Genomic DNA, 24,235 nt, shown 5'->3' on the forward strand with positions numbered 1-24,235 from the left:
TATCCGACTTTTCATAAATAGTTATAGCAGAAGCTTATGCTTTTCCGTGTTATGAATTAGACGTTTTTAGATAGGCATTTGTGAAACATTACAATGCTCACACACTACTGATTCAGTGTAATATTTTGAGATAATTTGAAAAAAGGGGATAAAAATATTTAAGAAATAAAACTTTATGATTTTTTGGGATCAGGAGATAACTTCAACGATTAAAACTGGGTAAGTTCTAAACTTTTGCCTATAGATGGATAATCTATAGCGTCCTAAGCTGAATCGAGACCTTGTGGGTAAGTACGACGCTGATCTGATAGATAACGAGTCGCAAACTACTCTTTTCGATTCCTGTGCCCTTGAACGTTATATTAGGCAAAATGATACGAAATAAAATTCCTAAGATTTGCTAATTTCAAGCAATGATGAAAAATATTTCCCTAAATAAAACCATATTTGATAAAAATATTCATCATGACACTCTAATTATCTATTTCCTCGCATAAAAATGGGCTTCTATTCATTTTTTTTACAATATCACCATTTCAGAACGCTTAATTTGCCATATAGCCTTGCAACCACGTTGCAATAAACCACCATAAACTGATCGCAGACATACCACAGAGTAAGTTCGCTAAAACCTTCTGCATATTGCTAAGCTGAGACAGATAAATTTTTCGGTTAACCACATAGGCGACTACACCGAGTGCCCCGCCGATTGCACCCCCAATGATCACTAAAAATAAAGGCCAACCTGCCATGAGATGCGCAACTGTACTCAGTTTCGGTTTCTCATTTTCAATCAACGCCATTTCTTTATTTTCCATCATCTCCCCTATATCTTTTCACCATGCTCACACAATATATCAAAGCATATTCATTAAAATTAACTGAGCAAAAACCACGCCAAGGCTACTAAAAACTAAGATCGTCGATGTCCTGAATTTGGCTCAAATACATCGGAGCAATATTCACTTTGCTCCATATTTCTTTAAATTTAGGGTCACTATCAGGGTCTTTATTGAGGTTTTCTCTGACGAGCTTCTTCGCGGTAAGAAAATTAACACTGGTTTCACTGTTCACATAGGGGCCGAAATTATCTGAACTGTCATAACCAATCAGGCGCATATCACGCCCCTCTAAACGAAACTGATAGGCCCAATATCCATAACGACCATGTGCATAATGCAGTTTTAACAAGCCTTTTTCGATAGAGGGCACCAACTCAGGGGCAAAGTACACACCACCATCTTCATTTTCCGAGGAAAATAGCGACAGGTTTTGAACGACTTTTTGGTAGCGCCCTTTTACATTCAACAGCACAACCACGCCACGGCGGTTGCGGTCCAGTTTTCCACGATATTCATCAGTGATCCACTGTATCGGATCTGTAGCTTTGACGATTAAAACTACATCTTGTAAGCCATCCTTGTTTAAGTCTCCCTGAATAGCTTCAAATACGGTATAGCTCGTAGGAATATAGGCCTTATAACGAATGCTGTCTTTTTTTAGCTGTTTTTCTGCTGTACTCAAAGTGGTATCTGCATAAACCAATGAAGACGAACTCAACAATGCAATCACACCAAGCAAAACCACCTTGAAAGACTTAGGCATAAATATCCTTAAAATTATAAGCAAACATCAGATATTACTTTTTATCCATCAGCATTATATCCTTGAATAGAACGTACAGACTGTTGATATTCTATGATCAGCATAAACAAACCATTTCAGAGATGTATTTTCATTAATTTGCGACTTAAAGCTAAAGCTGAGGGTATAAGGTTTACCTGAATTTCAAATACCGCCTAAAACAAAAAAGCTTTGCGACTTGCAAAGTTTTTTGATGGTTCTCACCCGAAACAACACTTGTCACAACCTTCGACTTTTTCTCTGGGCCAGTTCATTCTTGCCCGTTTATAAGCCAGCTCATAATTGGCAAAATAACCAATCAGAATTTGATCCTCCGAGCTAGGTAAGTCTTCGCAGCCTAAGGATGCATTATGAATATGATGGATACCTTTTTCACTAGGCTGTTCATTTACAATAAATTTTATCATTTACAGCTCCCCGAATAATTCTTATAAAGTTCAACTACAAACAAAACCATACAAAAAGTATGTATTTATAAAATTAAACGGATAGCGTATGAAAATCAATCATTATTTTAAAGATGAAACTGAGCCCTAAGTCATATCAAGCTAAAAGGACTAACGTCCACATAACCGAAAAATTAGCCACTCTATTTTTAAAATTTAGAGACCCAGCAACGCTATAAGAAAATGCCCGAGACTATAAGGGTGTGCTGATACTTTGTTGTTTTTTGCGTTTAAACCAACGTACGGCCCAGATTGCCAAAATAATGCCTACAATCACCACTAAAACAGGAACCAGTAATGACAGCACGGACAGTAAAACGGCACCCACCCATTCCACGGTAGACACCAGTGGGTTGGCAACCCCGCCTGTCGTCGCGGTTGAAACCCCTCGAACGGCAACCGTACTCATTTGCACAGCACCTGCTGTACCGCCACCGACAATGATTGCCGCGGCCCAACTGGCAAACTGCGACATTTCCCCACTGCTGACCGCCATAGTGGTGAGTGTTCCTGCGACCATCGCGGCTGGCGTTGCAATGGTGTCTAAAGCATTGTCGACCCATGGTATGTAATAGGCTGCGATTTCACAGACGGTTGCAATGGCTAAGGCGATGCATACCGATGGCATCGTTAACCATTCAAAACCTTGCATGGGTTCAAACCAACCCAGAATAGATGCAAGGCTCATGACCAAAAGTGGAACAAAGACACGAAAGCCACAGGCCGCACTTAAGCCAATGCCGATACAAAGTCCTAATATGGTTTCCATGCGCTTTTCCTATGTCACCTAAGTTGGATGTTTTTATCTTTTTTTAACTTAGCAAAAAGCCCTATCAGGTGATAGGGCTTTTCTTTAAAACAGTGGGTAACTGTTAAATCTGTGGCTTAGGCATTCTTATTGTTAAATTGATTGCCTTGGCATTTGGTACACGGGGGTAAACGATCTGTACCAATTTCTAAGTAGACGCGGTGTCCGCATTGAACACAAAAATAGAAGCCTGTTCCAGGTTTTTCGCCAGCAGTAACCATTTTTGTTCTCCATATGTTTAGAAAATGGTCTTACTAGTATATGCATTTTATGATGGATGTCTATTGATCATTTTGACAAATGATGACGTCATAAATGTAAGAAATGATGTATTTCAAAAATAGCTAAGCTAAATAAAATTTAGTCATGAAAGTGCTGTCAGTAGCTTATATTGTTGTCTTTAGAGCGTTGAATCGTAAATGTACTCTCTTAAGCCGAGATGCGTTTGAGTCATGGCATCCGTTTTTAGCTTAACCAAAACATTACTTCCAACAAATGAAAAGCCCTATCTAATGAGAGGGCTTGATTCAAAACAGTGGATAACTGTTTGCAGTGTGCAGCTTAGGCAATCTTGTTGTTAAATTGATGGCCAAGGCATTTGGTACACGGGGGTAAACGGTCAGTACCAATTTCTAAATAAGCGCGGTGTCCGCACTGAACACAAAAATAGAAGCCTGTTCCAGGTTTTTCGCCAGCAGTTACCATTTTTGTTCTCCATGTGTTTTAGAAATGGTGAACAGAGTATAGACAAGCTTTTGAGGTTGTAGAGTCTATTTTGTGACCGCAGGGGTCAGGAAAATCGATTTATCTTTAATTTACAATATTTATTACTGCCAAAAAAATTAGTTTTTTAAACATTATAAAAAGGTGCATCTACTCCTCTTTCACTTAGATATTCAGCTATAAGTAATTTATTTTCCTTTAAAACATCATCCCAATGTTGTTTCCAAATTGAATATGCTTCCCAAGAGTACCCTAATAGCAACTCCTCACTCATGGTATTAAATGAATGTAAAACTACTTCCATAAAACTGTTTTTATTATGAAATTTGGATATATCAATGTTTGTAAAAAAATAAGTTAACCAATTTGCTAATGCAGTATATTGCCCCCATGCCCCATCCTCCGTCGTCAGAATTCTCTTTTTTTCGAATATATCTAAAAACTTTTCTTGTGCATTTTTAGTTTCAAAATTATAACCTGATGAAATCATTGCATTAAATATTTCAAAAAAAGAATCTGATGATCTAAGGTAGTCTTTACGATAACGTCTATTAGAACCATTTCTCATTACTCTTTGAATAGCCCTCTTCGAACTCGCCTTACATTCTTCTGCCTTTGGGATATAATCATTTAATTTTCTAAAAAGTCCATCTATCTCAACACCATCTAAAACACGCATATTAAAATTATTTTTATATAAATCCTTAATATGCTTCTCAATTTTACGCCTAGTAACTAAAATAATATTTGGTGATGTCATTGATGATTTTGAAAACTCTTTATAGCTATTAAATATAGATTTCAAATTATTATCATTAAACGCATAACCAAGAATTACAATAGTATTTTCATAAAGCAAAGTACTTAACTTACGTGAAAAGTAACTTTCAGCATTCATAAATTTAAAATAATTATTTGATGTTACTATCATATTATTAGGCGAATCAATGGAACCATGCACATGATAAACTTTAACCTTAGATCTTAATCTCGGAATCAAAACTCCAGGAGAAATTGTTTGACATTCCCCTTCTCCACATAATTCTTGTATTAGTTTATCGTAATTAGTTGTAACGACTCTAAATGATTGCTCTTGAAAAAATTTCTTAATATTTTCACAATTATCTGAAATAGTTAATGGTAAAATTATTTTTTTTATTTCCTCATAAATATCTAATTCTTTTTCTTTTAATTTCGAAGCTATAATCTCTGCCAATTCATCTAAAGCAAGTATAGGCTTATTAACTACAAACTCATGCTCTTTACTACATTTAGGACATTCACCTGTTATTTTTGATTTAAATAACTTCTTCTCAAGCTCGCCTGTATCATCACATTTAGCACATAATTCTTTTAAAAGATCTTCCCAAGTTGGAGCTTTCTGATTTGTAATTGCTTTTGTAAAACCAGCTCCTGTTATAAGACATAATCGATTATTAACAGCAGCATAAGCAATGTCAAAATAAATACTCATTTTTAACTCAAATAAAAACCCCACATTAATGTAGGGCTTTTCTTTGATAATTTCAAATACTTTTAATAATTAAGCTCTTAATTGCTCTTTCTCTTCTTGGCTTTCCAAAAAGTCCTGCGCAAAGCGTTGCAACACACCGCCCGCTTCATATACAGACACTTCTTCTTCAGTATCTAGGCGACATGTGACAGGCACTTCAACAATTTCACTCTTACCGTCATCCGTCGCACGTTCAATGACTAAAGTTAACGTCGAACGCGGCGCAATATTACCAATCACGCTATACAGCTCCGTACCATCTAGCTTTAAAGTTTTGCGGTCAACACCCGCTTTAAATTCAAGTGGTAACACGCCCATACCCACCAAGTTAGTACGGTGAATACGCTCAAAACCTTCCGCTACAATCACTTCAACACCAGCAAGACGCACACCTTTAGCAGCCCAGTCACGGCTAGAACCCTGACCATAGTCTTTACCTGCAATGATGATGAGTGGTTGCTTACGATTCATATAAGTTTCAATCGCTTCCCACATACGCATCACTTCGCCTTCAGGCTCAACACGTGCTTTAGAACCTTGCTTGATCGTACCGTCAGAGCGGACCACCATTTCATTAAACAATTTTGGATTGGCAAATGTCGCACGTTGTGCAGTCAAATGATCACCACGATGGGTTGCATAGGAGTTAAAGTCTTCTTCAGGTACACCCATTTTATGTAGGTATTCACCTGCTGCCGAATCCATCATAATTGCATTCGATGGAGACAAATGATCCGTAGTGATGTTGTCAGGCAAGATCGCAAGCGGACGCATATTTGCCAGTGTACGTGGTGCAGCCAAAGCCCCTTCCCAATACGGTGGACGGCGGATATAAGTACTTTGCGGACGCCAGTCATATAGCGGACTTGCTGCTTTTTCAGTGACACCCAAGTCAAACATTGGAATATACACTTTACGGAATTGTTCAGGCTTCACCGCTTCTTTGACCAGCGCATCAATTTCTGCATCCGATGGCCAAATATCTTTCAAATAAATTGGGTTACCGTCTTTGTCGTTTCCTAATGCATCTTTTTCAATATCAAAACGAATTGTTCCTGCAATCGCATACGCCACAACCAGCGGAGGTGACGCCAAGAAAGCTTGTTTTGCATAAGGATGGATACGACCATCGAAGTTACGGTTACCCGAAAGTACCGCAGTTGCATACAGGTCACGATCAATAATTTCTTGTTGTAACTTAGGATCTAAAGCACCTGACATTCCATTACAAGTGGTACATGCATAGGCCACGATTCCAAAACCTAGTTTTTCTAAGTCGTCCAACACATCTGCTTCTTCAAGATATAAAGCAGCAGCTTTGGAACCCGGTGCAAATGATGATTTCACCCATGGTTTACGGGTTAAACCCAATTCATTGGCTTTACGTGCCAATAAACCTGCGGCAACGGTATTACGTGGGTTTGACGTATTTGTGCAAGACGTGATTGCTGCAATAATCACTGCACCATCAGGGATTAAACCCTCTGCTTCTTGCGCACGAGCCGCTTCTAGGTTACCTGCAATGCCTTTGGCTTTTAAGTCCGCAGTTGATACACGTGCATGTGGGTTTGATGGCCCTGCAATATTACGAGTTACCGTTGAAAGATCGAAGCGAAGTACACGTGGATATTGCGCTTGTTTCATATCCGATGCCCAAAGACCAATTTCTTTGGCATAGGTTTCAACCAGTTTAACTTGATCTGCTTCACGACCTGTCAGGGTTAAATAATCAATGGTGTTTTGATCTATGTAGAACATGGCCGCAGTTGCGCCATATTCAGGGGTCATATTGGAAATCGTGGCACGATCCCCCACTGACATGCTGTCTGCACCTTCACCAAAGAACTCAAGATATGCACCGACTACACGCTCTTTACGCAAGAATTCAGTCAAAGCCAATACGATATCGGTTGCAGTAATACCTGCTTGACGTTGCCCAACCAATTCAACACCGATAATATCGGGTAGACGCATCCAAGATGCACGACCGAGCATCACATTTTCAGCTTCTAGACCACCGACACCAATCGAAATCACACCGAGCGCATCGGTATGTGGTGTGTGTGAGTCTGTACCAACACACGTATCTGGGAATGCTACACCTTCACGGTTTTGCACCACTGGAGACATTTTCTCCAAGTTGATTTGGTGCATGATGCCGTTCCCTGCTGGGATCACATCAACATTCTCAAAAGCGGTCTTGGTCCATTCGATGAAGTGAAAACGGTCTTCGTTACGACGGTCTTCAATGGCGCGGTTTTTCTCAAAGGCATCTGGGTCAAAACCACCGTATTCCACAGCTAAAGAGTGATCGACGATCAACTGAGTCGGTACCACGGGATTCACTTTCGATGGGTCACCACCTTGGTCAGCAATCGCATCTCGTAAACCTGCAAGGTCAACCAATGCCGTTTGTCCAAGGATGTCATGACACACCACACGTGCAGGATACCAAGGGAAATCATGATCTTGTTTTGAGAAAATCAGTTCTTTTAGTGACTGCTCCAAAATGGCAGGATCACAACGACGCACTAACTGTTCAGCCAATACTTTTGAGGTGTATGGAAGTTTTGCATAAGCGCCTGGCTGAATCTGTTCAACGGCTTCTCGCACATCAAAGTATTCTAGCTGGGTGCCTTGCAGTGGTTTGCGGTGATTATTGTTCATAGCGTTCCTGCCTTTGGTGTTTCATTTTTCTTCACTGTCTTTACTAGACAATTCATCTTTGTCTGCTAGGCATACTACACTGTCGAAAACCCATTTCCCAAATCGTTTATATTTCATAAGCTTAGGTATAAAAACAGGGGGTTTTGAAATATTTAGTTACATTAACTTTTAAATATTTACTCTAAATATGATTTTTTCTGAAAAATAGCGGAAAATAGCCCTAATTCTTTAGTATTAGATTTTAAGGTAGGCGAGCAATTCATGAGCGATCTAGCTTTCTCCTCTTTCACTTTAATTGGTGTAGATGCACTCAAATTTTTACAAGGCCAAGTGACGGTCAACGTTGAAGCTTTAGCTGAAAATACAACGCAATACACTGCCATTTGTGACTTGAAAGGTCGTATCCACTTTGGTTTGTGGCTGACAAAACGTAACCCTGAGCACTTTGAAATTGTCACCACTCAAGACCAGTCGGAAGAGTTTGCGAAACACATTAAAAAGTTTGGTGCCTTCTCTAAAATGAAACTTGAACCTGTGGGTTCAGTTTTTCCAACCTTTACGCAAGACCGTACCACCTTCTCTGCTGAGCCTACCAATATTGCAGCATGGCAAGTGCAAGCCATTACTCATGGTGAAGCGTTTATCGACCAAGCGATTGAGCATGTGTTTCAACCTCAAGAGCTTCGTTTACACCAACGTGAAGGCGTGCACTATGACAAAGGGTGTTACTTGGGTCAGGAAGTGATTGCGCGTTTATGGTTTAAAGCCAAACCAAAAGCATGGTTGCATTTAATTCAGGGTACAGGCAGTGCACCTGCGCAAGCGGAACAGTTGAATAAAGGTATTCAAGTGGTGAACAGCACTGCAATTGATGGCGGTTATGTTGCATTGGTGGTGGCACGTCCTGAGTCTTTGAGCGAACTGGATGTGACAGTTTTAGACTTACCGGAACGCTTAAATGGTGATGTGGCACGACCGCAGTAAGCCTTTAAAATTACAAGTAAGTTTATAATTTACTTGTAATTTTCATTAATATAATTAAATCTATAATAAGAGACACTTTATGAAAAAATTGGGGACTGTAATATTAACTTCTGTCTCTTCTATCACTTTTGCTTTTGATTATCCTAAACTATCTAATCCTACTCAGCAAAAGTTTCTAGAACTGTATATCAAAGATCGGAATGATTTAGTAAAAGAAGATTTATTTGCCCCATCAAGCACAAAACAAGAATGGCCTTGTCCAATCTCTCAAAAAGAACAGAATAGACTTGCCAATTTATTGTTGAGTAAACCACTAGCTATAGAAGATAAATCAAATACTCGAAAAGATGCAGATAATATCCCATCAAAAGAAACGATAATAATAAACAAAAATGTTCAAATCATTCCAATGAAAGCGGAATGTGTAAATGGAAAAATTATGGGCGAAGTAGAACTTCGAACAGAATATGACAGCCTACTAGAACAATATACAAAAAATACATCAAATAATGTCAGGTTTATATCGAAAATACATAACACCACACTAAGTACGGGAATGATAAAAGATGATAAGTTAGTTGGTTGAATACAGATAAGATAATTAATACAGAATATTGAGATAATTGTGGGATAAAGCGGGATACACCGAAACAGAGTGGGATGAGTTTTGAAATACCTTTGCAACTGGTGAAATGATTGGGCGGGCTATAAACCCGCCTTTTTTAATTTGCAAACAGATCATAATTTCGATCTTCATTATTTGGTCTTTTTTCAGTTGCACTAAGAATGGTACGGATTGATCTTAACGTGAGGCCAAAGTGACGTGCAAGCTTTGGTTTATTTTTTTCTTTCTGAGCATAATCACGTACTGCCTTATTTCGCATGGCGATAGTAATAGGCGTTCCCATAGGGATTTCAATGTTTGCACCGCCAAGTTGCTCTGAGAGCTGCTTAAGCGAGCCTAGACCAATGATATGAGTAATGTCGTGATTGATTTTTAAGGCGTGCTTATTCGGTACGAATATACATGTACCACCATAAGCATGAATTAAATTTAAGGATGCTTCTACGCCAATAAGCTTGGCAATAAATGCAAAATTCTTAGGCATTAAGTTGATGATTTCTTCATCAGAAAAGACTTGGGGCGCATCTGTGATATGCGGACGATAAGCCATAGTTTTACCTCATAAAATACTATGTTATAGTTGCTTAAATCGTCCCTGGTCGGATGGTTGGTGGATTCTGAAAAGCTCATGATTGCAGTCATGGGCTTTTCTTTTTTATTCTGGATCTAAACGGTCTATCTTGCATCGTTTGCACCAGCTGCGCAGGTGGTTGATGATCATGTCTGCATTCTTGGTGCTTAAAAACTGAAGAGCACTCACACCAACTTTATTTTCTACAAATTTAGCCAGGGCTTTCTCACTACCGTTACGCACTTGACCTGCTTGATGTAACTGGAGCCACAAGTGGCGTATTAGTTTACTTTTGGCATCATCAGCTAGATTACTAACACCAGTCTTTTCCTTTGATTCAACCGTAAAACCGAGCTGTTTAAGACGATTTAGAACAGCATCAAGCTGTTGAATTGTCATGTCTTTAGAACTGGTTTTACCTGTACAGCTTTCAAGTACCTCGCGGTAAAGCTCATCATCAAGGCCAAGTTGAGTTTTACCAACATGAATGAGCTGAATAAGCTTAGATTTTTTATTGAATTTCATCTTTTTCACCTCGCTCTGCTTCTAAAATTGCAGGTGGTACGGATGTATCAATGTTTTGGTCAATTACGGCATAGCATTTATATGTCTTAGAACCAACAAAGAAACCACCAAGTCGTTCACATTCTGCGGCAATTTTATTGTGAGCAACTGAGTCTGACCAAAGCCATGCAATTATGAAACCTAGAATGAAAGTCCCCATATCAAACTCCAGCCATTGCTTGAAATAAACCTAGAATTGCAAGAAATGCCAACGATAGTGAAGCACATGCTTTGAGCTTATATGCTCGCTTTTCAAATATTGTTAATCCAGTGTTATTGCGTGTTAACCAAGACAGTTTTGCATCCTTAAAACAAGCCGCCAGTCCTATTAAGAAGACGGCAAAATAAGCAAGTATTGCTAGCCAATTCATTAACTCAGTCATGTTGAAACTCCTAATTTTTCCATTGGAGCACCGCCATTCATTGCATTATTTAGTTTTGCAGTTTTTCCAGCCTGTCGGCCTGCATGCAAGTCATTTTGAGCACGGTCAGTATTGGTATTGGTCTTTTTATTGCGGTCAGTAGGTTCGCTATTACGCACATTATGTTTTTGCTGTACGTAAGCCTGAATTTGCTCCATTTTCTCTTTATCGGGATTTAAATCTGAGACTAGTTTTGTCGCTTCAATAACCCAGCCTTCACAGAACAGATCTGCGCGTTTCACTTTATTGGCTTTGATCTGAACACGCTTTAAATTTTCGGAAATAAAAACGCTGCGAGCCTTTTTTAGCTGACGGAACAAGACATCAAATGCATAGCTGGCAATCTCTGGTGCTGGGTCAAAACCAATAAATGTCCAAGCGCACTCTTTTTTAAAGCTCATTTGAGCTGTAACTTTAATCTGAGATTGCAATATAGCTTTACAGCCCATCATTTTTGCAATTGAGTTTGCAAGTACTGCTTCAAACACAGTTGGCTTTTGTGAGCCACTGCCTAAAATTGATGCTTCAGCAATGCCTAGAAGTTCTGGATCATCAGCATCAATTTTATATTTATCCATGAATGCCAGAGCTTGACGTAGAGCAACTGCCGCTTCATGCTGATTAGCTGATTTACTTAGCGCCAAACACTTTTTAATTTTTTCAATTACGGTTTTTTTATTCATGAAATCTCTCCTAAGCTGATTACTACTTCAGGGGGGTAATTGTCTAAATCTTTAATTTCAATCATTGCCATGCAGCTCCGTAATCATTCATTTTGATAACTCGTTCATCTGTGTCTGGGTCTGCTGCAACATTTAAGGTCTCTGACCGTCCTTCAGGAAGAAGATTTAAAGGGCTAATGAAGCCAGCCGAGTGAATTTCAGAGTCTTTTAAAACAGTTTGTTGCAAAGCATCAGCAACATCTTTATGAACAAAATCATTCGGAAAAATGACTGGAATTAATTTAGTCATCCCGCATTGTTGCTGTCTAAACATGATGTATTTCATATTGTCCTCGCTGCTCGTCAGTACCAAATCACGACATTTGGTAGACACAGGCACGTATGCCTGTGTTTCGCTTATGCTTCTAGATAAGTTTTCATAGCCTCATCAATTGCATCGCGATGTGTAAAATCTTGGGCAATAACTTTATCCTCATCGTCATAAACAAAGTATTCGATGCAGTTAGGGCCTGTATTCCACTTCTCAACACGTAGGCGGTTTTGAACTAAAAACTCTAAGCGCTTCGAGTCAGTGGTTATTTCAAATGGGCCTTCTGGTGTATCAATTGAGATTGGGAATTTTCCAAAAAGTGAACCTGCTGTTTTTAGCCCAGCAAGGAACATATTTTTATCTCGACCTGTAATTTCAACATCATTGGTGCCATCATCACCTTGAAGTTTTACTGTCTTAGCATCTGAATCTGCTGCTCCATTAATTGTGTTGATGCCTGTTTCAAACCAGTTCTTTAAATAATCAATGGTTTTAATAACTTGTGATTCTTCGGCATTTAATTGCTCAATCATTAATTCACCGCCTCTTTAAGTGCTTTACCTGCTTTGAAAGTTGGAGCCTTTGATGCAGCAATTTGAATCTCTGCACCTGTTTGTGGATTGCGCCCAGTACGCGCAGCGCGGTCAGTTACTTTGAATGTGCCGAAGCCTGTTAATGTGACTTCGCCACCTTTAGACAGCTCATCAGTTACAGCAGCCTCGAATGCCTGAAGAGCCTCTGCCGCTTTTGCTTGAGTTAATTCAGCACGTTCAGCAATTTGTTTGATAAGTTCAGATTTAGTCATGGTTTTTTCCTTTTTAGGGTTGGGGGGGGGTTAAACGCTTGCAAAATCAAGCGAAATTGGTTGGTATTTACCGTCTTTATCGCGTTCGTAAAAACGCACATAACTTTTGCTATCAACAATGTTGATACTGTCGCCAATGGCTTGCATTGCTTTAATCCACTTCGGATCGTCAATCTTGTGGCGACGTAGACCAAGGACGCGACCTGTAGAAATCTTGCCTTCACGGTCAACTTGGAAAGCATCATTGATCAGGGTTTTGATGTGATCATTTGAACCAACAGACCAAGATTGAATGCATTCATCAATTAAAACTTTGGCTGCCTGAAGACGTTCATCAAAGCGAATGGAGTCTTGAATTTGACGTACAATTTTGAATTGACCATCGAAGCTATGCAGCGTGATATTGCCTTTATTGCCCGCAACATGAGCGCCATATTGTTCAAGCGAAAGGTCAATAAATGCTTCGATATCACCAAAAGCCACAGCCTTAAAATCTTTCAACATTTGGCGTGTTGCTTTTACTTTGCCAATCAAGCTGGTGACAACCGCATCACGCTCAATATCAATGGGTTTAATACTACTGATTGGTACAAGGCGACCTTTGCTGTCAGCTCGGTAGCCTTCGGGGATTTGGGTTTGTGCGTTCATATTCTTTTTTCCTTATGTTGTTTAAGTGCGCTTACGTACCAAGACATAATCGTTGCTGATCAACTGGTTTAAGTTCTTGCTGAACTCAGCACGTTTACGATCTGTCGCTTGCTGTTTAGCCCATTTATCAAAGGCCGCTTGTACAACTTCAAGCTCAAACTTGCCTTTGGTTTCTTCAAAAATTTCAAACTCTGGGTAGTGTTGTTTTAGCTCCGCATACTCTTTGGTTTTCTTGAAAATATGAACAAAGTGCTCAATCTTTCCCTTACAGCGTGAATAACTTAAGTTCATGGCTTTAACCCCTTAAATGCTTCTGCTTTGCTTCAAAATTGGTTTGACATTGAATGCAACGTGTCACACCACCAAGCGCACGACGTTGTGCTGGAATTTCACCTCCACAGTCTTCACATTCATGGTTGCTGTGTGCTGTAAATTGCGCTCGTGCATTAATCCTGTCTTGTAAATTCATGGCTTGAAATTCTTCTGCCATATCGACTAAATCCACCATCACTTCTTCCTTTTCTTAGGCTTGACTGGTGCTGTGATTTCGTAATAAAAACAGCCAAGAACTAAAATAAAAAACCAAAAAACAGCACTGTTAAAATCTTTAGGAACCAACTTGCCCAGCAGTGAAATCTCAATAAGCAAAATCACGTAGCCCACTGCTCGGAACTTATTCACATTGCCGAAAATGCCTGTCCACATGCCTAGTACTCCAGCACTGCAATAAATGCAGTGCACACCAGTAAGATAGGAATGCTGATTAACATTGCGGATTTGAGATTGAAAGGCATGGGTTAGACCTCCATCACCAAATCAGCATCGACTACATCTGCACCCAACTCCGCTGCGGCATTCAGTGCACCTGTTAAAAGGTTGGCAACAGCCAGCGGGTATAAAAGGCTTTCACTTTGCTTATTGCGCCCAACATTGCGGGTTAATTTTTCGCAAATCGCGTTTAAGCCAGATGGGTCAATAAATTCAGATAACTCACGATCTGCTGATTTGCATTTGTGCTGGAGGTAGTCAACCAAAGTGGTCTGAGTAAATGGATTCAGTGTGACAATTTCACAGCGCTGCACCACTTCACGGACTTCAGGATTATTTTCAGCAAGCTTATTTTTAAGCTCATCTTGTCCAATTAAGATGATGCTGAGTAATGGGGTAAAACCATTTTCCAATTCAATAAAACGCTTGAGGTGCTTTAGGGTTGGAATGGGTAAGCTGTGCGCTTCCTCAAGAATGAGGAGGTGGTGATTTCCCGCCTTGCTTGATTCCTTGAGCAAGGTATGGATTTGACGGAAACGTGCCTCTGGAGAGCGTTTAGCGTTCGCACTAGGCGCAAGCGCGGACAAGATAGATTCAGCAATGTGTAGCGCTTTTAAGGTTTTACCTTTGGTGTCATTGTCTTCCATGCCTTGAGGGTATGGTTCAATCACAATCGTTGGGATGCGCTCACGTTCAATGCGGTCATTTAACTCACGACGTAACGTGGTTTTACCTGCGCCAGACTGACCGATAACCGCAATAAAACTGCTGTTGCCTTTAGCGGCTTGGAACATTGATTCGCGTACATAATCAATGTCACTGTTACGGAACATTTCAGTACTTTTACGAATGTTTTCAGCAAAAATGTTTTTAAATAATTTAAACTGCTTTTTAGCTGGTTCTGACAAAGTTTGTTTTCTGAGCAACATAAGTTGTTCTTCCTCCAGTGATGCTGCTTCACCCTTAATCGTTGTTTCGACGCTTGGATTAAGTGGTGAGGTAGCGGTTAATGCTTGATTGGTTAAAGTAAGTTCAACACCCGATAAAGTTAGGGTTTCGATCAGTTTTTGCTTTACTGCTTCAGGGTTACGCTTCGGCCATACACCATGTTTCACAATCGCATTCATTGCAGGTGGACTAATGCTTAAACTCTTCGCAAGCCAAGCCTGTGTAATTTTGTTTTCGTCAAGCAATTGCTGAAGCGTCATATTTATTCTCCAACGACTTTTAATTTAGGTTTATTGCGACCACCCTGGATGCGATCCACCCAGTGCGGAATATCTTCCTGCGGCACATTGCCGTCTGAATATTCTTTTTTCAGCATGCCCATGTGCTCAGCTGTCCATGCATCTCCAACCAAACCTTTGATCTGTTTTGCGGCCTGAATGTAGTTAAGCGGTGGCAGATGATTTTTCTGTTTCTGAATATCCATTTGCTGACCTGCACGTGGTAAATACTCTGGTACATCGTGCTTAGTAATGTGTGCAGTCACATCAATCTGGCCTTGATATGCTGGTGTGCGTTTCTTCAGTGCCTTATCAACTTCAGCTTGGGTATTGGCGTTGAATGCCTGTTTCATGATGCGATTGCGTGATTCATCAATTTTGCTGTTCGGCATAGATTGAATTTCTTGACCAATCACAGGTGCATCATGAAGCTGCCCAAATATGTCCAATTGATCAGGTACGCAGGTGTAAATCACTTGCTCACCGTGCTCATTGGTGGTTAGTACATCAATGTCGGGTGCGCGGTATGGATTGACCACAACATCAACTTTTGCACCCACAAAAATGTCTGGGATGTGCTTCACGCTGTAGAATTTTTCGTCATAACCTTTCACTGTATGTTGCACAGTCAAGTCGCCTTTTACGGTGCGTGTGATTGGTGTGGTGGTGACTAATTCACGACACAATTCAATTGAGGGTGCAATGCGCAATTGCTCTGGACGGATCATGTTCCAAACCTGATTACGAGTACGCTTGGTGCGACTGTGAGTCTTGGTTTCGTTGAACATAATGCGCCATTCATTTGCAAAGGCATTTAGCTCTTCAATGCTGTCTACCGATCTGAAGCTCAGTAACGATTCAAAATTGGTTTCAATCAAATTGTTGGCTTGTTCAACAGAGCCTTTAGCACGGCTGTTGTTTGTCGCATGTGCAATAAACTCAACATCCAAACGAGTCATTAAGTTCTTAAACATACCGCTGGTGTTTGCTGTGCCTTTATCAACGTAAAGAATGAATGGCACACCGTGCATCGGCTCTTTCAGACTGCGTTTTTGGATACAGCTAAAAAAGAAGTTGGTCAGGTTTTCCACATTCTCTGAGCGCCAAAAGTATTCGTGATAAATACTTCCAGAGGTGTGATCGGTTAGTACGTAGCGAATCACACGGTCTTTCTCAATCTTCTTGAGGTTTGCAGGTTTGTTCTTATAGAACTCACGCTCATCCATGACATGCAAGCCAGCTTTGTGGTTCAGGTAAAACACCACACATACAGAAGCGTCAATTTGCCAAACGTGGTTGGGGTGTAATGAGCGCTGACGTGTATGTGCTGTCGGCATAGCCAATTGTGCTGGGTGGCACATGTTTTGTTTCATGATGCGGCTGATGGTTGCAGCTGATACACCAGGTGCTTTACCACTGTCTTGGGCAACTTCTAATGCCAACTTAATGGACATACGTTTTTTCCCAGTCTTACTGGCTGCATTGATCACCATGCCGCCCACAAGTTCAGCAGCTTCAATACTGACAATGGTGTTGCCTTTGTCTGAACGAGTCTTACGACCAGACGTGAAACCGACTTTTGCAAGGCGACGATACAATTCAGCATTGCTAACGGTGAGGTATTCACAAGCACGCTTAATAATTGGCCCGCGCTTACCGTGACCTGCTTCGGTAAGCTCTGCGGCAATTTGGCGCAAATAGTCGATTTCGGCTAAGTTCGGGTTAGTCATTATTATTGTCCTGATGTGTCGATATCAGCTGTCTCTGGGAACATCCAGCTTGGGTTTAAAATCTCTTCAAAGCTGACCTGAGTACCAAGGCGTTGCACGTACTGCGCATAGCGTTGGCAAACGGCCACAATAGACTCATCAACACATTCAAAAAGTTGCGGTAAATCTTTGCTTTCAGCGATATCCATCACACCACCAAGTGCATTGATGTAACGGTTAAAAGCCGTAAGAAAAAGGATTGATTCTGTACCCAAGGTTTCCAGTGCTGCTTTTTCCAGTTCTTGTGGTTCAGACTCAGCACGACGTTGAATTTCTGCTGGACTTTTCAGCTTTGTGACCTCTGTGTCCAACTGATTCACTTTTTCATCTTTCTTTTGAAGAATGGTTTCTAGTGCTTCTTTGTCAGCTTTTAGCTCTTTGTTTTCAGTCTCAATCGCATCTTTCTGCTTGCGGTGCTTTGCTGACATTTCTTCGATAAGATCAATCAGGCTTTCGCGGTCTTCAGCTTTAACAGCTTCGCCCTCAATAATGACTTCACGATCAGCGTCATCTAGTTTGCGAAGTTTGCGCAGGTCACGGTAGCCAAGGCCCATACGTTGACTGGTTTCAAGAAAGTCTTCGCCAAAAGCTGAAAGGTTTTGGATGTCTTGGTTAATTTTTTCGTAGCTATACCCAATCGCACCGCAAAAATCTTGAAAAGTGGAACAGGTTACATATTTTCCATTGTGGTCTATTAGCTTTAAACCCTTGTATTTCTTAGATTCTTTGATTTCTGCAATAAGCTTAATTTCTGTAACGGTACTAACTTTTTTGAAAAATCCCGTTGCTTTTAGTGCACCAACTTGTTCTGACAGTTGAATTTGTTCTTCTGCAACAGACTGCTGGATTTGCACAAGTTGGTTTTGATCTAATTCAGACATGATCAACCCTCTGATTTAATTTGATGAACACGAGCACCTACACGTTGTATGTGTTCTGAAATTTGAGACTGAGCACGATTAATCTCATCTGAGTGTGCATGAGCAATTGCAACCAGTTCGCGCCCAAGTGCGTAGTTACCATCATCCAGTTGAGATGCAAGACCTTCCTGAATGAGGGTTTGCAATGCACGGTGCACTTGGCTCGCACTTTCATTAAGCTCTTTTGCAAGCTCAGAAAGGGTTATGCCTTTGAGACTTCTGCCTTTGAGTGCTTTAAGCACTTTTAAAATCTTGCCGCCTGATTTGACTGTGCTCACTTACGCACCTCTTTACCTGTGTAGGTTGAAAGTTCTTTACGAAGAATCTCGTTGTCGTTTTCTGCTAAGTACCAACCTGAATAACCAAAAATGGTTAGAAACATCAAAATCACAGCAAATAAATCGTTTTTCATTGTGCTTGCTCCATGTGCAAATATGTGCAAATATGTGCAAATTATTGAACAGATGGTGTATCTGTAGGATTGGCTTTTAGACCTAGCAAAACAGCAATTTTATGACCTTTGCCTCTTTTGCATTTCGCTTGCCCATTCAATACTTTATATACCTCTTGAGGCTCAAAACCGTTGTTAGCAGCCCATTCTGCAAAGGTTTTACCCTCAGAATCGAATTTCTTTCTTAGTTCATTGGGAGTTGTAACAGCCATTTTTAGCAACCTCTTTGTGCGAATTAATTCGATTTAAGTTGAATGTTATAATTGCTCAATATATTGAGCATGTCAATGTCTAATGATCAATATATTGATCTTTTTGTTTGTTTTTGGAGTTTATTTTGAGCAATTTTACAGAGCGATTACGTTTTGAGATTGATCGTGTTGGAGTTAGTGAACTAGCTCGCAAAACAGGATTTGCTAGAAATTCACTCTATAACTGGAGTGATAAAGGAAATATCCCTTTGGACAAGTTGTTTGTACTTGCTCAATTTGGTGTTGATATCAACTTTGTACTTCATGATGAACAAGGTGATCAAAATAATGAGCAATTCAAGAATGATGAATTTGGTCTAATCCAAGTTCGAGAAGATGTGATGGTTTCAGCTGGTGATGGTGCTGTTGCTTGTAATGAAGAAAAACCCAAGTATTGTTTAGCTTTTCGCAAAGATTGGCTGAAAAGCCGAGGCTTAAAAGAAAATGATTTGTACGTTGTATTTGCCCGTGGTGACTCAATGGAACCAACAATTTCTGACGGGGATTCTTTACTTGTAAATACGGCAGAAAAAGAACCACAAGATGGGCATATATATGTGATCCGAAGTTGTGATCTGTTGTGGGTTAAAAGAATTCAACGATTGTTAGATGGTTCATTATTATTAATTTCAGATAATAAAATTTATCCACCAATGCCTCTTAAATTAAATGAAGCAAGTGATATTGAAATTATTGGTAAAGTAGTAAATTCAAGTAAAAATTTTTATTGATTATTGGTGGGATAATGAAATATTTAATATTAGGATTAGGGGTGTTGGTATTAGCTGGTTGCTCTAAAAACTCTTCTGAAGCAGAACCACAAGCTTCAGTACAAGAAGTAGCTGTTTCTTCTAATACTAAGAGCTTGACGCCAGCAGAAGCTAAGAGCTTTGCTACAGACCTACTTAAAAAAATTAACGATGACGAGAAGTTTGTATTAGATGCTTATGCTCTTAAAGAGCAATCAACATTAGAAAAATATTTTTATGATGTACAGGCTTATATGAAGCCCAACCCAGAGGATTTTTCAGATTCTTATTGGCTGGATTCTAAGGCATTAGCACCTTATACAAAATGTGATACAGCATTAATAGATTTACAGTTATATGCAAGTGCTTTGTCCAAGCAACTCAAGGATGATAATGCGACAATGCGTAAGATAGTTAGACAGGAAGAAGAAGATTATAAGAAATCTAAATCTAAATGTGAGGAGCGAGTCAATTTAACTTATGAGCAAGCATTAGCAGCTGATGAGGATGAATAAATAATCGGAAGCCTTTCCGTCTGATATAACAAGAATATAAATAGCAGTATGACCTCATCATTTGATGAGGTTTTTTTATGTCTATCACTTTTGACGAAGTGTTTGAGCGTTGTATGGGGCATGAAGGTGGTTATGTGAATCACCCTGATGATCCAGGGGGTGAAACGATTTGGGGGATCACAATAGCAACAGCACGCGCCAATGGCTATACAGGTGCTATGCGTTATATGAAGCGTGATCAGGCCAAAGAAATTTACCGTAAAGCCTATTGGCAACGTGCTAAATGCACTCAATACAATTCTGCAATTGGCTATCAGATGTTTGATGCTGCCGTGAACCATGGCATTGGAAATGCAATCCGTATTTTACAGCGTGCAGTTGGTGTTGCTGACGACGGACTGGTTGGGCAAATGACACTAGGAGCAATCAACGAAAAATCACTCGATGATGTCTTAGTTTTATTCAATGCTGAGCGTCTTGAATTTTATGCAAAATTAAAAACTTTCCAGACATTTGGCCGTGGTTGGACTCGTCGAGTTGCCAGCAACTTACGTTATACAGCTGGAGATACACCATGAAGCCAGTAATTAAGAATAACCTTGTCCAGCTGGCGAAAGTCGAACGACATATTGCACGCTTCCAAAAGCTTTCTAAGATCCATGAGCGCACTCTCACTGAGCGTAACGACCAGTTAGATTACACGTGGAAAAATGGTTATGAAGCTGGTGCACGTGCGGCTAGTGAAGCTGTCAACCGACAAGCTATTGATAATAAGATTACCCTGACTGCTGATGCATCCGCATTAGTCAAATCATTGAATCAATCACAGCAAGAATTAGCTGAATTGATTGGCGTTGATACAGCGAGTGAATCTGAAAAAATCCAGCAACTACGCCTACAGCTCTCCACCCGTGAAAGTGAGCTGGATCAAAAAACACTAGAGCTTTCTGAAGCCAAGAAAAAACTATTGGATCAGGCAAAACGTCACCAACAGCGTGTAGATGAGCTTAAGGTTGAAATTGCACAAAAGCCTGAGCCGATTTTTGCTGAGCTGGGTTCTTTTACAAATACTGGTTTTGTGGTGGGAAATTGGCGTAATAGCTGGAAGTGGATCAGTAACTGGTGCTTTGGCCTGATTGTTTTCTTCGCAACTACACCTATTCCTCCAGAGCTACTTATGGTGCTGCCTGAAGATATACGTACATATCTGATTGCATGGACGGCACTCTGTGGCCTTGTTGGGCGTTACATCAATCAGACTAAACCTGTATCGCTTCCACCAATTGGTATTGGGGATGCTGATGTTTGAAACCCTAAAATTTAACTTTTCAGAAGCCAATTGGATCGTGACAACGATCCTTGGCATCTATATCTGGTTTATCAATAAACAAAGTGCTTCAGCAAAAGAAATGCTGGATTTACGCATGCGCGTAGTTGAACTAGAAAATGCTGTCAAAGACATGCCATCCAAGGTGGATGTTGAAAACTTACGCGGGGAATTGAATTCACTGAATAAGCAAATGGACAGTGTGCAACATGGTGTACGTCGTATTGAACAATGGCTTATTGATAATAAAAAGTGAGGAATCATGAGCTTTGAAAATCAGCTTAAGGAAGAAATGCGTTTAGTGCTACTTCGTTTACTGAATGAAATGCCATCTTACAGAGGCAATAGTTCAACTTTACATGGTGGACTAGATCGCTGGGGTTTAAGTTTTAGCCGTGATCAAGTTAAGACCGAATTGTATTGGCTAAAGGATCAGGGGTGTTTAAGTATTGAAATGGATGACCCTGCTGTACTTGTAGTGAAACTGACTGAACGTGGTCAGGAAGTGGCTGAGAACCGTACTCGCATTCCTGGCATCAAACGTCCTTCAGCATAGGTGACCTATGTCTAAATCCTTTATGCGCAAGCTAACCGATGAGCAGCGAAAATTCATCTATGGAATGATGGAAGATGACCGTTTCACGCTAAACGAAATGATGGATGAAATTCGTGCAGAATTTCCAGCGGACTGTATTCCTAGTCGTTCTGCACTTGGCCGTGAAAAAAAGAACTTCGCAGCTGAGGCTAAGGAGTTCCGTGAAATTGCTGCGGCATCTGAGGTTTTAGTTAAAGAGTTTGGTGAAGACCCAGATGATAAAGGCGGTATGTTGTTGGCTCAGGCAGTTCAAGCCGTAGTGACTAGACGTGCGCTGGATGAATTGACCAATGATGGTGAAGACCCAGAAAAGCCTAAAATGGATATTGATGCTGTGGGTTCTTTGGCACGTGCTGCACGTGCGGCCATTATGACCAAAGAAAAAGCCATGCATAACCGTGAGGAAGTCCGTCGCCAAGCCCGTGAAGAAATGCTGAAAGAGCAAACTGAAAACCTTGAAAAAGTGGCTGTATCTCAAGGCATGGGTCAAGACCAAATCCAGTTCTGGAAAGAAAAAGTGCTGGGGATTAAATAATGACGACTCCAAAGCCGCGGCAAGACACCGTTAGAATTATTGACTGGGATGAGCTTCCAGAGCGTGCACGAAATCTGCCTAACAATCTCAACCCATTTGAGGAAGGTGTTTTGATGAAACACCAAGTCGAATGGCTCAAGATTAAGACAGATATTAAAGCATGCCCTAAAGGCCGTCGTACTGGCATTACCTTTGCTGAGAGTTTTGATGCAGTATTTACTGCTGCTGCCAGTAAAGAAGCTGGTGGTATGAGTGTTTACTACATTGGTGATACCAAAGAAAAAGGTCTTGAGTTCATTGGCTACTGTGCCAAATTTTCACGTGTCATTGCTGAAGCTCAGGGGCAAATTGTCCAGATTGAAGAGTTTCTCTTTGAAGACCAAAATGAGAAAGGTGAAACACGGCAGATTACCGCATACCGTATTCGATATGCGAGTGGTTTTCAGATTGTGGCTTTGTCCAGTCGTCCTGAAAACATCCGTGGTTTACAAGGTAAGGTGGTGATTGATGAGGCAGCCTTTCACCCAAATGTACAAGGTGTAATGGAAGCAGCAACCGCACTATTGATTTGGGGTGGTCGCATTTCTGTGATTAGTTCACATAATGGCAAAAATAATCCTTTCAACCAGTTTGTCAAAGATATTGAAAATGGCGTGTTTGGTGAAGATGCCAAAGTGCATATAGTGACATTTGATGATGCTGTGGCCAATGGTCTATATGAACGTGTGTGCTTCATGCAAGGTAAAGAAGCGACGCTTGAGGGTAAGAAAAAATGGTACACCAAAATCCGTAAAGCATACGGTAGTCGTAAAGCTGCTATGCGTGAAGAACTGGATGCCATTCCTCGTGATGGATCGTCAGTGTGCTTACCTACACTTTGGGTCGAGCGAGCAATGTCTGAGCCACGGACTATTTTACGCTTAGCGCTGGGCGATGACTTTACCGAAATGACGCCTGATGAGCGTGATGCTTATATTGATGATTGGATTCAACGTTATTTAGAACCTGAATTACAAAAGCTAGATCAGCGCAAACAGCACTGTGCTGGACAAGACTATGCACGTCACCGCGACTTCAGTTTTATTCTACCGTTTTATATTGCTCAGGATTTACGACGGATTGCACCGTTTGCAATTGAGATGCATAAAGTGCCTTCACGTTTACAGCAAAAGATCCTTTGGTACATGTTAGATCGACTGCCACGTTTTGGTGGTATTGCGATGGATGCAACGGGTAACGGTGAAACCCTTGCAGAAAATACAGCCGAAAAATATGGTGAACACATGGTGCACCAAATCAAGCTCAGCCGTGCCTGGTATGGTTTGTGGACACCCAAATTAGTCACCGCTTTTGAAGAAGATATGATTGATTTACCAATAGATGCAGACCTCAAAAATGACTGTTCTGCGATTGAGGAAGTAGACGGTATTTATATGGTATCCAAGGCACGTGCCAAGGATATTAAAGACCCTGAGCTATACCGCCACGGGGATGGTGCTGTTGCGATGATTCTGGGCTGGTTTGCGAGCCTGCATCTATCCAGCCCAATTGAATTTATACCACTGCCATATGCCAGTGATTTAGAAATGAATCAGGATCGTTATGACGGATGGTTTAGTGAAGCTGGGTGCATTTAAAAAATAACACACTTGGCTGGTAGGCTTTCCGTCTGACTTTTACTTGTGCAATTCCCCACCATAAAGTCACCTTAAAATG

The 24,235-nt window shown here is 40.5% G+C and carries 35 protein-coding genes, 1 other RNA gene and 1 pseudogene; 10 read left to right on the forward strand and 27 right to left on the reverse strand.

All coding sequences use genetic code 11. From position 1 onward, the window contains the following. Window positions 1-545 precede the first annotated feature (545 nt). The 8 genes from B9T36_RS06900 to acnD form a co-directional block, all read right to left on the reverse strand. The gene (locus B9T36_RS06900; protein ID WP_086208766.1) at window positions 546-818 is read right to left on the reverse strand and encodes a hypothetical protein; all 273 of its coding nucleotides are present in this window, start codon (window positions 816-818) and stop codon (window positions 546-548) included. 88 nt (window positions 819-906) lie between these two features. Continuing rightward, complete coding sequence (locus B9T36_RS06905; protein ID WP_171264421.1) at window positions 907-1,605, reverse strand: hypothetical protein; 699 nt, start codon at window positions 1,603-1,605, stop codon at window positions 907-909. A gap of 239 nt (window positions 1,606-1,844) precedes the next feature. Further along, a complete protein-coding gene (locus B9T36_RS06910) occupies window positions 1,845-2,051 on the reverse strand; it encodes a hypothetical protein (RefSeq protein ID WP_086208767.1) in 207 nt (68 codons plus the stop codon). A 232-nt stretch (window positions 2,052-2,283) separates the two neighbouring features. Beyond that, window positions 2,284-2,859, reverse strand: a complete 576-nt coding sequence (locus B9T36_RS06915) for a DUF4126 domain-containing protein (protein WP_086208768.1) — start codon at window positions 2,857-2,859, stop codon at window positions 2,284-2,286. 116 nt (window positions 2,860-2,975) lie between these two features. Then, the gene (locus tag B9T36_RS06920) at window positions 2,976-3,119 is read right to left on the reverse strand and encodes a zinc ribbon-containing protein (protein ID WP_004695201.1); all 144 of its coding nucleotides are present in this window, start codon (window positions 3,117-3,119) and stop codon (window positions 2,976-2,978) included. Between the two features lie 340 nt (window positions 3,120-3,459). After that, window positions 3,460-3,603: a zinc ribbon-containing protein gene (locus tag B9T36_RS06925; protein WP_081313263.1), complete on the reverse strand. Its 144-nt coding sequence runs from the start codon at window positions 3,601-3,603 to the stop codon at window positions 3,460-3,462. A gap of 145 nt (window positions 3,604-3,748) precedes the next feature. Then, on the reverse strand, window positions 3,749-5,095 hold the full coding sequence (locus B9T36_RS06930; RefSeq protein WP_086208769.1) for an SIR2 family NAD-dependent protein deacylase: 1,347 nt from the start codon (window positions 5,093-5,095) through the stop codon (window positions 3,749-3,751). A 69-nt stretch (window positions 5,096-5,164) separates the two neighbouring features. Then, the gene (gene acnD, locus B9T36_RS06935) at window positions 5,165-7,801 is read right to left on the reverse strand and encodes a Fe/S-dependent 2-methylisocitrate dehydratase AcnD (RefSeq protein ID WP_086208770.1); all 2,637 of its coding nucleotides are present in this window, start codon (window positions 7,799-7,801) and stop codon (window positions 5,165-5,167) included. A 261-nt stretch (window positions 7,802-8,062) separates the two neighbouring features. Here acnD and B9T36_RS06940 point away from each other — a divergent pair, with 261 nt between their 5' ends. Continuing rightward, window positions 8,063-8,785: a YgfZ/GcvT domain-containing protein gene (locus B9T36_RS06940; protein WP_086208771.1), complete on the forward strand. Its 723-nt coding sequence runs from the start codon at window positions 8,063-8,065 to the stop codon at window positions 8,783-8,785. Between the two features lie 79 nt (window positions 8,786-8,864). Continuing rightward, the gene (locus B9T36_RS06945) at window positions 8,865-9,371 is read left to right on the forward strand and encodes a hypothetical protein (protein ID WP_086208772.1); all 507 of its coding nucleotides are present in this window, start codon (window positions 8,865-8,867) and stop codon (window positions 9,369-9,371) included. A gap of 136 nt (window positions 9,372-9,507) precedes the next feature. Here the strand turns inward: B9T36_RS06945 and B9T36_RS06950 are convergent, their stop codons facing one another. The 19 genes and pseudogenes from B9T36_RS06950 to B9T36_RS07035 all read right to left on the reverse strand — a co-directional run bounded on the left by B9T36_RS06950 (window position 9,508) and on the right by B9T36_RS07035 (window position 18,759). Beyond that, window positions 9,508-9,960 carry a Mor transcription activator family protein gene (locus B9T36_RS06950; protein WP_086208773.1) on the reverse strand — a complete coding sequence of 151 codons (453 nt, stop codon included), beginning with the start codon at window positions 9,958-9,960 and terminating at the stop codon, window positions 9,508-9,510. Window positions 9,961-10,065: 105 nt separating this feature from the next. After that, the gene (locus B9T36_RS06955; protein WP_086208774.1) at window positions 10,066-10,506 is read right to left on the reverse strand and encodes a gp16 family protein; all 441 of its coding nucleotides are present in this window, start codon (window positions 10,504-10,506) and stop codon (window positions 10,066-10,068) included. Beyond that, window positions 10,493-10,705, reverse strand: a complete 213-nt coding sequence (locus B9T36_RS06960) for a hypothetical protein (RefSeq protein ID WP_086208775.1) — start codon at window positions 10,703-10,705, stop codon at window positions 10,493-10,495. The genes B9T36_RS06955 and B9T36_RS06960 overlap by 14 nt, the downstream gene beginning before the upstream one ends. A gap of 1 nt (window position 10,706) precedes the next feature. Further along, a complete protein-coding gene (locus B9T36_RS06965; protein ID WP_086208776.1) occupies window positions 10,707-10,928 on the reverse strand; it encodes a hypothetical protein in 222 nt (73 codons plus the stop codon). Next, window positions 10,925-11,650, reverse strand: coding sequence for a DUF2786 domain-containing protein (locus B9T36_RS06970; RefSeq protein WP_086208777.1), 726 nt, complete (start codon window positions 11,648-11,650; stop codon window positions 10,925-10,927). The genes B9T36_RS06965 and B9T36_RS06970 overlap by 4 nt, the downstream gene beginning before the upstream one ends. Before the next feature lie 61 nt (window positions 11,651-11,711). Further along, window positions 11,712-11,975: a hypothetical protein gene (locus tag B9T36_RS06975; RefSeq protein ID WP_139841349.1), complete on the reverse strand. Its 264-nt coding sequence runs from the start codon at window positions 11,973-11,975 to the stop codon at window positions 11,712-11,714. Window positions 11,976-11,979: 4 nt separating this feature from the next. After that, window positions 11,980-12,048: hammerhead ribozyme type II (locus B9T36_RS06980), an RNA gene on the reverse strand. Beyond that, window positions 12,047-12,493: a hypothetical protein gene (locus tag B9T36_RS06985; RefSeq protein WP_086208779.1), complete on the reverse strand. Its 447-nt coding sequence runs from the start codon at window positions 12,491-12,493 to the stop codon at window positions 12,047-12,049. The genes B9T36_RS06980 and B9T36_RS06985 overlap by 2 nt, the downstream gene beginning before the upstream one ends. Further along, window positions 12,493-12,780 (reverse strand): annotated as a pseudogene (locus B9T36_RS06990) (HU family DNA-binding protein); the annotation flags it as partial. The gene B9T36_RS06985 and the pseudogene B9T36_RS06990, both read right to left, overlap by 1 nt. 15 nt (window positions 12,781-12,795) lie before the next feature. Next, window positions 12,796-13,413 (reverse strand): DUF3164 family protein, encoded by a 618-nt coding sequence (locus B9T36_RS06995; protein WP_086208781.1) that lies wholly within the window; start codon window positions 13,411-13,413, stop codon window positions 12,796-12,798. Between the two features lie 21 nt (window positions 13,414-13,434). Then, complete coding sequence (locus B9T36_RS07000) at window positions 13,435-13,704, reverse strand: hypothetical protein (protein WP_086208782.1); 270 nt, start codon at window positions 13,702-13,704, stop codon at window positions 13,435-13,437. 4 nt (window positions 13,705-13,708) lie between these two features. Then, entirely contained in the window at window positions 13,709-13,921 is a 213-nt protein-coding gene (locus tag B9T36_RS07005) for a TraR/DksA C4-type zinc finger protein (protein WP_086208783.1), read from the reverse strand. After that, window positions 13,921-14,118 (reverse strand): hypothetical protein, encoded by a 198-nt coding sequence (locus tag B9T36_RS07010; RefSeq protein ID WP_086208784.1) that lies wholly within the window; start codon window positions 14,116-14,118, stop codon window positions 13,921-13,923. The genes B9T36_RS07005 and B9T36_RS07010 overlap by 1 nt, the downstream gene beginning before the upstream one ends. 92 nt (window positions 14,119-14,210) lie before the next feature. Then, entirely contained in the window at window positions 14,211-15,389 is a 1,179-nt protein-coding gene (locus B9T36_RS07015) for an ExeA family protein (RefSeq protein WP_086208785.1), read from the reverse strand. 2 nt (window positions 15,390-15,391) lie between these two features. Beyond that, the gene (locus tag B9T36_RS07020; protein ID WP_086208786.1) at window positions 15,392-17,137 is read right to left on the reverse strand and encodes a DDE-type integrase/transposase/recombinase; all 1,746 of its coding nucleotides are present in this window, start codon (window positions 17,135-17,137) and stop codon (window positions 15,392-15,394) included. A gap of 2 nt (window positions 17,138-17,139) precedes the next feature. Then, a complete protein-coding gene (locus tag B9T36_RS07025; RefSeq protein ID WP_086208787.1) occupies window positions 17,140-18,057 on the reverse strand; it encodes a hypothetical protein in 918 nt (305 codons plus the stop codon). A gap of 2 nt (window positions 18,058-18,059) precedes the next feature. Further along, on the reverse strand, window positions 18,060-18,374 hold the full coding sequence (locus tag B9T36_RS07030; protein WP_086208788.1) for a helix-turn-helix domain-containing protein: 315 nt from the start codon (window positions 18,372-18,374) through the stop codon (window positions 18,060-18,062). Beyond that, window positions 18,371-18,508: a hypothetical protein gene (locus B9T36_RS19035; RefSeq protein ID WP_171264422.1), complete on the reverse strand. Its 138-nt coding sequence runs from the start codon at window positions 18,506-18,508 to the stop codon at window positions 18,371-18,373. Before B9T36_RS19035 ends, B9T36_RS07030 begins: the two co-directional genes overlap by 4 nt. A 41-nt stretch (window positions 18,509-18,549) precedes the next feature. Beyond that, window positions 18,550-18,759, reverse strand: coding sequence for a DNA-binding protein (locus B9T36_RS07035; RefSeq protein ID WP_086208789.1), 210 nt, complete (start codon window positions 18,757-18,759; stop codon window positions 18,550-18,552). A gap of 125 nt (window positions 18,760-18,884) precedes the next feature. On the opposite strand from B9T36_RS07035, the gene B9T36_RS19040 reads away from it, so the two are divergent. From B9T36_RS19040 to B9T36_RS07075, 8 genes are all read left to right on the forward strand, one after another. Beyond that, entirely contained in the window at window positions 18,885-19,529 is a 645-nt protein-coding gene (locus B9T36_RS19040) for a S24 family peptidase (protein ID WP_171264423.1), read from the forward strand. A 14-nt stretch (window positions 19,530-19,543) separates the two neighbouring features. Further along, window positions 19,544-20,062 (forward strand): hypothetical protein, encoded by a 519-nt coding sequence (locus tag B9T36_RS07045; RefSeq protein ID WP_086208790.1) that lies wholly within the window; start codon window positions 19,544-19,546, stop codon window positions 20,060-20,062. 77 nt (window positions 20,063-20,139) lie between these two features. Continuing rightward, window positions 20,140-20,640, forward strand: a complete 501-nt coding sequence (locus B9T36_RS07050) for a glycoside hydrolase family 108 protein (protein ID WP_086208791.1) — start codon at window positions 20,140-20,142, stop codon at window positions 20,638-20,640. Next, on the forward strand, window positions 20,637-21,371 hold the full coding sequence (locus B9T36_RS07055) for a hypothetical protein (protein WP_086208792.1): 735 nt from the start codon (window positions 20,637-20,639) through the stop codon (window positions 21,369-21,371). Before B9T36_RS07050 ends, B9T36_RS07055 begins: the two co-directional genes overlap by 4 nt. Then, window positions 21,364-21,645 (forward strand): DUF2730 family protein, encoded by a 282-nt coding sequence (locus tag B9T36_RS07060; RefSeq protein ID WP_086208793.1) that lies wholly within the window; start codon window positions 21,364-21,366, stop codon window positions 21,643-21,645. The genes B9T36_RS07055 and B9T36_RS07060 overlap by 8 nt, the downstream gene beginning before the upstream one ends. A gap of 6 nt (window positions 21,646-21,651) precedes the next feature. Continuing rightward, the gene (locus B9T36_RS07065) at window positions 21,652-21,945 is read left to right on the forward strand and encodes a hypothetical protein (protein WP_086208794.1); all 294 of its coding nucleotides are present in this window, start codon (window positions 21,652-21,654) and stop codon (window positions 21,943-21,945) included. A gap of 7 nt (window positions 21,946-21,952) precedes the next feature. Next, window positions 21,953-22,519, forward strand: a complete 567-nt coding sequence (locus B9T36_RS07070) for a phage protein Gp27 family protein (protein ID WP_086208795.1) — start codon at window positions 21,953-21,955, stop codon at window positions 22,517-22,519. Continuing rightward, a complete protein-coding gene (locus B9T36_RS07075) occupies window positions 22,519-24,156 on the forward strand; it encodes a hypothetical protein (RefSeq protein WP_086208796.1) in 1,638 nt (545 codons plus the stop codon). Before B9T36_RS07070 ends, B9T36_RS07075 begins: the two co-directional genes overlap by 1 nt. Window positions 24,157-24,235: the final 79 nt, after the last annotated feature.

Source organism: Acinetobacter sp. ANC 4204, from assembly GCF_002135205.1.
In the GTDB taxonomy this organism is placed as follows: domain Bacteria; phylum Pseudomonadota; class Gammaproteobacteria; order Pseudomonadales; family Moraxellaceae; genus Acinetobacter.